This window comes from Alcanivorax sp. HI0083, assembly GCF_001635175.1.
Genome location: NZ_LWFX01001179.1, coordinates 1 through 6,400, shown reverse-complemented (window position 1 = coordinate 6,400; position 6,400 = coordinate 1). Strand labels below are relative to the sequence as shown.

Sequence of the window (6,400 nt, the reverse complement as noted above, 5' to 3'; positions counted from 1 at the left end):
GCAGGCCGGTGAGGTAAGGGGTTAACACCGGGCCGGGCAGGGCGGCGGGCTGGCCGTCGACGCGGCGTTGCACGGCATGGCGCAACGTGCCGGGCAGGTCGGTGAGCCAGCGGGTCAGCGATTCCCGGCCGGCATCGGGCTCGGGGAGCTGCTGCAGTTGTTGATCCAGCCGGGCGGTGTCGCGCCGATAGCGCAGCAGTTCCACAAAGCCGAGCCCGTAGACGGCGGCGATCAGCAGGGTAACGGTGAGGGCCACCGGATTGCGCAAAAAGGTGGCGCCAATCCAGATAACGGCCACGGTGCCAAGAGCAAAGGGCAGAGCAAATAAAAAACGTCTCATGGGGTGGTGCTTTCCTTGTGATCAATGTCGGCGAACGTGGAGCCGGTGGTTGCGTCGCAGGACGCGGCGGTGGCTGCGCCCAGCAGGCCCAGAATGGGCTCCTGACGGGCGTCCAGTTCAGCCAGCAACAGCATTTGAATTTCCTGACAGAACTGCGCTAGCCAGCCGTTGGCGGCCATCCAGTCCTGCGGTGGTGTGTGTTGGCCCTGCTGCCAGAGCGTGCGGTAACGCTTTTCCAGAAAGGCGGGCAGGGCGGTAAAGCAGCGGCGTACGTAGGCCGAGAGGCTGTGCTCGAACACCGCATCCAGCTCGGCCAGCCGGGCCAGCTCGGCACTGTGTGCGGTGAGCTGGCGGCGGGCGCGCAGGCGCAGGTTGGTCAGGGCGGCGATCATTTGCCGCTGGTGGGCCTGGTGGAAGCGTTCGTAGGGGCCAAAGCTGGGGCGCTTGTCTGCCGGGGTGTTGCGGTTCACTGCGGGCAGGCTGATCACCGAGGCGGCCTGTTTGCCGGCGAAGCTGTAACTCAGGTTCTCCAGCAGGGTGTTACGGGTTTTCAGCAGGTCGGCCTGCAGGGTGGCGGTGATATCGTCCTGGGCGGTGAAGGGGCCGCTGGGGCGGTGCTGGGTGGCGGCATCCAGGGCAATGGTGTCGGACAGGTCAAACAGGCGGCCCAGCCGTTCGGCAAAACAGGGATGGGAGGACGCGGCGGCTTTCGGGTCCAGGCTGGCGAGCAGCTGAACCAGCCGGCTGCCGGCGGGGCCGGTTTGCGCGGGTGTTTGCGTCCTATGCATACTGTTGTCCATGGCGACTGCAGGTACTGTGAAAACGGGCTTGTCGGTGGCCGCAGCAAGGCGCTGCCTGTGCCGATTGAAATGGATCGACGGGCCAGCCGCCCATTCTAATCGGGAAAGGCCGGTGATGATAATGCGCTGGTCGGTTGAGGGACGGGTTGCGAAATCCGTCGTAGACTGGGGGCTGGGCGGAGAGGGGTGATGAGCGCCTCTGCCAAAACCGATGAATCGACAAGCAAAGGAGTGCGATGTGAGGGCAATGACGACGGCGATGCCTGCCCTGCTGCTGGCAGCGGGACTACTCAGCGGCTGCGAGCAGGAGAAGGTGGTAGGCGGTGACCGTGACCGTTTCGGCTGCCTGCCTTCTGCGGGTTATCAATGGTGCCCGGCCACCGGAGCCTGCGAGCGCCCATGGGAACTGGCTGAGGCGCACGGCTTCGACAATACCCAGGCCGGGTTCGAGGCGTTTTGTACCGATTCGCCAACAGAGCCATAAAACGCAGAATGCCATGAGTGAGTTAAGCACAGTCCGTTTGCTGGCAGACTATAACCAATGGATGAACGGGCGCCTTTTTGAGGTCACCGCTACCCTGCCTGAGGCCGTGCGCCGGGAAGACCGGGGCGCTTTTTTCGGTTCCATCGAGAATACGCTGAACCATTTGCTGGTGGCGGACACGCTGTGGCTGAAGCGGTTTGCGGTGCACCCGGCGTGTATCGACAGCCTTGCGCCCATCACCATGTTGCCCACGCCGCCGACGCTGGATGCCCCGGTACGGGACACCTTTGCCGAGCTGCATTTACACCGGCTATGGCTGGATCAGCAAATAGTGGATTGGTGTGGCGATTTGGGTGACGGCGATCTGGATTACGTGCTGTCTTATCGTAACAGCAAGGGCGTTGCGTCGCGGCGGCGGTTTGGCAGCTTGCTGACGCATTTTTTCAATCATCAGACCCATCACCGCGGGCAGGTAACCACGTTGCTGTCGCAAGCGGGTGTGGATGTTGGCGTGACGGACTTGCTGGTGCGTATTGCTGATGAATTGCAGTGAACAAAAAAGATGACGACGCTAACCGGTAGCGGGTTGCTACAGGTCAGCATCAGATTTGCGATTCAATGGGCAGCCACGACAGCATCCACACCTTGATGCGTTGCCAGCGGGACGTCTCCGGGTCGTGGTCCAGGGTCAGTGGGGTGTGGTCGTCTGCATCTCTCGCCTGCCATTGCAGCTCTCCCTCGTCATCAAGGCTGACATGCCAGGCGGAATCGTCACTGACCCAGCTGGCAAACAGTTGGCTGAGTTGTTGATTCAGTGATTCGCTTTCAATCAGCAAACCGATTTCCGTGTTTTGCACAATCGAGCGGCCGTCCAGGTTCACGGAGCCGATGAAGGTGCGGTCGTCATCAATGACAAAGGTTTTGGCATGCAGGCTGGCGCGGGATTTTCCCTTGAACCAGTGAATGCGTTCCTGTTGCCCGGCTTCGGCGCGAAGCTCCCACAGCGTGATGCCATTTTCCAGTAGCGGTTTGCGGTAATTCACATAGCCACTGTGCACGATAGCCACGTCGGTGGTACTGAGTGAGTTGGTAAGAATATCCACCTTGACGCCCCGTTCGGACAACGATGAAAACAGTGTCACTCCGGCATCGCCGGGTACAAAATACGCGGAGCTGATTTGCAACCGTTGCCGGGCGCTTTCGAGAATGGTCTTGAGGGAGGCGCCCAGATAATCATCGCGGCTCAGTGTGTCGCGGGCGGTGGCTTTTTCCGGTGGGTCGGCATACAGGGTGGCCTGCCCCCAGTCCAGCGGCACTTTCCCTTCCACAAGGCGGCGACCCAGGCTGGAACCGGAGAGCGCATTGGCAAACTCGCTGTTCTTTTGTTCATCCAGAAAACGGAGCAGCGTGCGTTGCAGGGTAGGCAGGTCCATGTCTGCATCGTCGGCATCAAGAACCCGATTGATCGGCACCGAGGCGGGGGTGTTCCAGTATCGATCAAAACTGGCTACGCCGTCAGGGACAATCTTGCCCACGGCCATCACATCCACATCCTGAAAATCCACATTGGTATTGGAAAAATACTCGTCGCCCAGATTACGCCCGCCAGTGATCAAGACGCTGCTGTCCGCCACCATCAGTTTGTTATGCATGCGGTGGTTGGTGCGCCCGAAATGTGAGGCCATTTGCAACGCCCGGGTAATGCCGCTGCGGGCCGTTACCGGGTTGAAGATACGAATATGAATGTTGGGGTGTTGTTCGAGGGTGGCAACGAGTGGCTCTGCCACACGGGTGCCCAGATCGTCGACCAGGAGACGCACCCGCACGCCCCGGTCTGCCGCTTCCAGCAATTTTGCGACAATGATGCGCGACGAGGTGTCATCGGAAACAATATAGTACTGCAGGTCCAGCGAGGACCGGGCCACTTCAATCAGGGCAACGCGTGCCACGAAAGCAGACAGTCCCTCGTGCAGCAGATAAAAACCGGATTGATTTTCATGCTCGGGGTTGTCGTGAAGTTGCTCCAGGCTTTCGGCGATGGGGCCCTCCGCTGGGCTGGGCAGGGCGGTGTTGGCCGGACGGCTGTCTGGGTCATAGCCGGATTGTGCCTGGCAGGCGGTGGAGAGCAGGGTGATCAGTAATAACCCGATCAGTGGCGGCATATGAGGCATGGTGGAGTCATCGCAGCAAGTCTGCGATTATCAAAGCGCAACAGCGCAATAATTTCAAACTGAACGCGAACAGGGAACGGGCCATGTTGAAGCGAGGGATGCTGGCAATCGTTGCAGGTTTAATGGCGGGGGCGGTTCAGGCGGATTTCTTTCAGGATTACATGATCGACCCGGAAGACGGCATGCTGGATGGCAGCCGTTACCTTTCCGAGGTGCCGCAGGGTTTCTTGCCGATTCCGATGGTTATCACCGAACCTGCTGTGGGCGCGGGCCTGGGCATGGGCGCGATTTTTTTCACGAAAGTGAGGAACAAAAAAAGCAGCGGGTGTCTGGTGACAGTCCGGCCATTTTGCCGAATAACATCAGTGTGGTGGGGCTGGGTGCCACGGAAAATGGAACGCGCGCGGCAGGACTGGGGCACATGGGTTTCTGGCATAATGACCGCATTCGTTATCGCGGCTTTGCCTTGTTTCCTGATCTGAATCTGGATTTTTATTCATTGGGCGGGCGTGACCTCCGTGACCCTGTCGAGCTGAATGTGAAAGGGCCGGCGGCGGTCCAGGAGTTGAAGTTCAGGCTCGGCGCAAGCCGCTGGATGTTGGGGGCAAGGCAGGTTTACAGGCAGGTTGAGCTGTCTCTTGAGGAAGATATCTCATTACCCAGCCCGCGTCTGGAACAGGCGGTGAATACGTTCTTGCGCAACAATCTGGGGGACAAGATTCGTACCTCCGGCTTGGGGGTGCTGGCGGAATACGATAGCCGGGATAACCCTCTGGCTCCTCAGTCCGGGCTTTACTATGCGGGTAATTATGTGTGGTACGGGGACAGTGTTGGCAGTGATATCAACTTTGGCAGCTATACGCTGGAGGGCCTGAATTACTGGAACGTTAACGAGCATTTCAATTTTGCCCTGCGCCTTCAGTATGACGGTGTCGATGTGAGCGACAGTACCCGATTGCCACCTTATGTGTTGCCTTATGTGGATATGCGCGGCATTCCTGCTGTTCGCTATCAGGGTAAGGCGGTCGCGGTGGCAGAAGTGGAGGCGATCTGGAAAGCCAGCCCTCGCTGGCGGTTCAACTTTTTTGGTGGCGGTGGACGTGCCGCAGAAAGCCTTTCGGATTTGTCAGACGCCGAAGTGGCCAATAGCTACGGTAGCGGGTTTCGCTATCTGATCGCTCGCCGGTACGGGATGACGATGGGGATTGATATTGCCCGGGGGCCGGAGGAGACCGCCTGGTATATTCAGGCGGGGTCCAGCTGGCGTTGATCAGTCTTCTTTTTCGTCCATGTTTTTAGCTGCGGTGCGCGCATCTTCCAGTGCCGCAAACTGTTCGGAGATCAGCGCGCCCACTTCCTGATTCACCTTGCGAATGGTGTCGTACACCAGGCCGATGGTCTTGCGCTGTTTTTCTTTCAGGGCTGGCGCCTTGTCTTCAAAGAGGCCCAGCTTCTCCAGCGCGTCAAACGGTAGCCCGGCAATATGCTGGTGCACGTCTTCCACGGTGGTGGCGCCATCTTCAATGGCTTCCTGAATCATGTCCTTGAGCAGCTCTGCTCGTTCTGCTGTTTTTTTCATTGTTGGCCTGCGTGGTCAATCGGGTAAGGGACTGTTCCGCAATGTAGCGAAAACCGTTAATAAGGACCATAACCATTATGGACCCCGGGAACACGTATTGATGCCCGATTGTCTGACCGTCTGTACCGTTGCCGGTGACAGACTTGACCCTGTTCAATAAATGGGGCCACTCTGAAACCGGGTTCACCTGTGAATCCCTGATCGAACAAGGAGTTGCGATTATGGAAACCGGTAAACAAATGATTGCCGATATCAAAGGCAAGCTGGATGAACTGGAAGCCGAGCTGGATCAACTGGAAAAGCAGGGGGGCGGAGACCGCAGCACCGAAGCGGAGCGACATCAGCTGGCTTTGCAGGATGTGCTCACAGAATTGCAGCAACGCATTGACGAATACCATGAACTGACCGGTGCAGACAGCGTGGATGGCCAGGCTAACTGGCAACAGCTGGACAAGGACCTGAAGGAACTGGACAGCGATCTTTACGGCGCCAACTGATTCGATGACCGCCTGTTAGGGAACCTCTGAATAACTCCTTGCGTACTCAGCGTGGCCTGAAGCGTGCAGCTGTTGAGTCTTGTCTTGACGGACAGGGTGGTTCCCTTTCCTAGGGGCAAGGCGCAGCAGATGTACGCTTCAGGCCGTGCCCTCCGGGTCTTCCAGGCTGGCCCGCACTCGTCGTTGCGTGTTGAAGGTGAAGAGTCGATGGATGGACATATCTCGATCCCAGTTAGGGGACACCTTCAAAATCGCGCCCTCTGTGCCCCGAATGGGGTATAGATTGCGAGCCAGCCTGAAAGACTGAGCATGCAAGGAGTTATTCAGAGGTTCCTTAGCCCTCGGGGTCCGGGGGCTTTTTCGGTATGCTTCTGTCTGGTTTTTCCAGGGACGGGAGTCACTCTATGGCCATTGGGCCACTCAGCTGGCCGCTGCTGCTGCAAACGGCGCGTCGGCATTTTTCCCTTTTCTTCATGCTCTTCTTCTTTCTTGGCTTGCCGTTTGCAGCAGCAGCGGCCAGCTGAGTGGC

Annotated in this window: 8 protein-coding genes and 1 pseudogene; 5 read left to right on the top strand and 4 right to left on the bottom strand. The window is 58.5% G+C overall.

The genetic code is table 11. The features are described from left to right. Both A3754_RS16940 and A3754_RS16935 read right to left on the bottom strand, forming a co-directional pair. Positions 1-340 (bottom strand): annotated as a pseudogene (locus A3754_RS16940) (DUF802 domain-containing protein); the annotation flags it as partial. Further along, positions 337-1,128 (bottom strand): DUF3348 domain-containing protein, encoded by a 792-nt coding sequence (locus A3754_RS16935; protein ID WP_231880667.1) that lies wholly within the window; start codon positions 1,126-1,128, stop codon positions 337-339. The pseudogene A3754_RS16940 and the gene A3754_RS16935, both read right to left, overlap by 4 nt. A gap of 259 nt (positions 1,129-1,387) precedes the next feature. Here A3754_RS16935 and A3754_RS16930 point away from each other — a divergent pair, with 259 nt between their 5' ends. Continuing rightward, entirely contained in the window at positions 1,388-1,624 is a 237-nt protein-coding gene (locus A3754_RS16930; RefSeq protein WP_063520638.1) for a hypothetical protein, read from the top strand. A 13-nt stretch (positions 1,625-1,637) separates the two neighbouring features. Next, positions 1,638-2,177 (top strand): DinB family protein, encoded by a 540-nt coding sequence (locus A3754_RS16925; RefSeq protein ID WP_063520637.1) that lies wholly within the window; start codon positions 1,638-1,640, stop codon positions 2,175-2,177. A 49-nt stretch (positions 2,178-2,226) separates the two neighbouring features. Here the strand turns inward: A3754_RS16925 and A3754_RS16920 are convergent, their stop codons facing one another. After that, positions 2,227-3,795 carry a phospholipase D family protein gene (locus tag A3754_RS16920; RefSeq protein WP_231880666.1) on the bottom strand — a complete coding sequence of 523 codons (1,569 nt, stop codon included), beginning with the start codon at positions 3,793-3,795 and terminating at the stop codon, positions 2,227-2,229. Here A3754_RS16920 and A3754_RS28595 point away from each other — a divergent pair. Together A3754_RS28595 and A3754_RS16915 are read left to right on the top strand one after the other, a co-directional pair. Continuing rightward, positions 3,777-4,277 carry a hypothetical protein gene (locus A3754_RS28595; protein ID WP_231880665.1) on the top strand — a complete coding sequence of 167 codons (501 nt, stop codon included), beginning with the start codon at positions 3,777-3,779 and terminating at the stop codon, positions 4,275-4,277. The two genes, A3754_RS16920 and A3754_RS28595, sit on opposite strands and share 19 nt — an antisense overlap. After that, on the top strand, positions 4,217-5,065 hold the full coding sequence (locus tag A3754_RS16915; RefSeq protein ID WP_231880664.1) for a BamA/TamA family outer membrane protein: 849 nt from the start codon (positions 4,217-4,219) through the stop codon (positions 5,063-5,065). Before A3754_RS28595 ends, A3754_RS16915 begins: the two co-directional genes overlap by 61 nt. Here the strand turns inward: A3754_RS16915 and A3754_RS16910 are convergent, their stop codons facing one another. Continuing rightward, on the bottom strand, positions 5,066-5,374 hold the full coding sequence (locus A3754_RS16910) for a hypothetical protein (protein WP_039926707.1): 309 nt from the start codon (positions 5,372-5,374) through the stop codon (positions 5,066-5,068). A 143-nt stretch (positions 5,375-5,517) separates the two neighbouring features. Here A3754_RS16910 and A3754_RS16905 point away from each other — a divergent pair, with 143 nt between their 5' ends. Then, complete coding sequence (locus A3754_RS16905; protein ID WP_063520635.1) at positions 5,518-5,871, top strand: hypothetical protein; 354 nt, start codon at positions 5,518-5,520, stop codon at positions 5,869-5,871. Positions 5,872-6,400 lie beyond the last annotated feature (529 nt).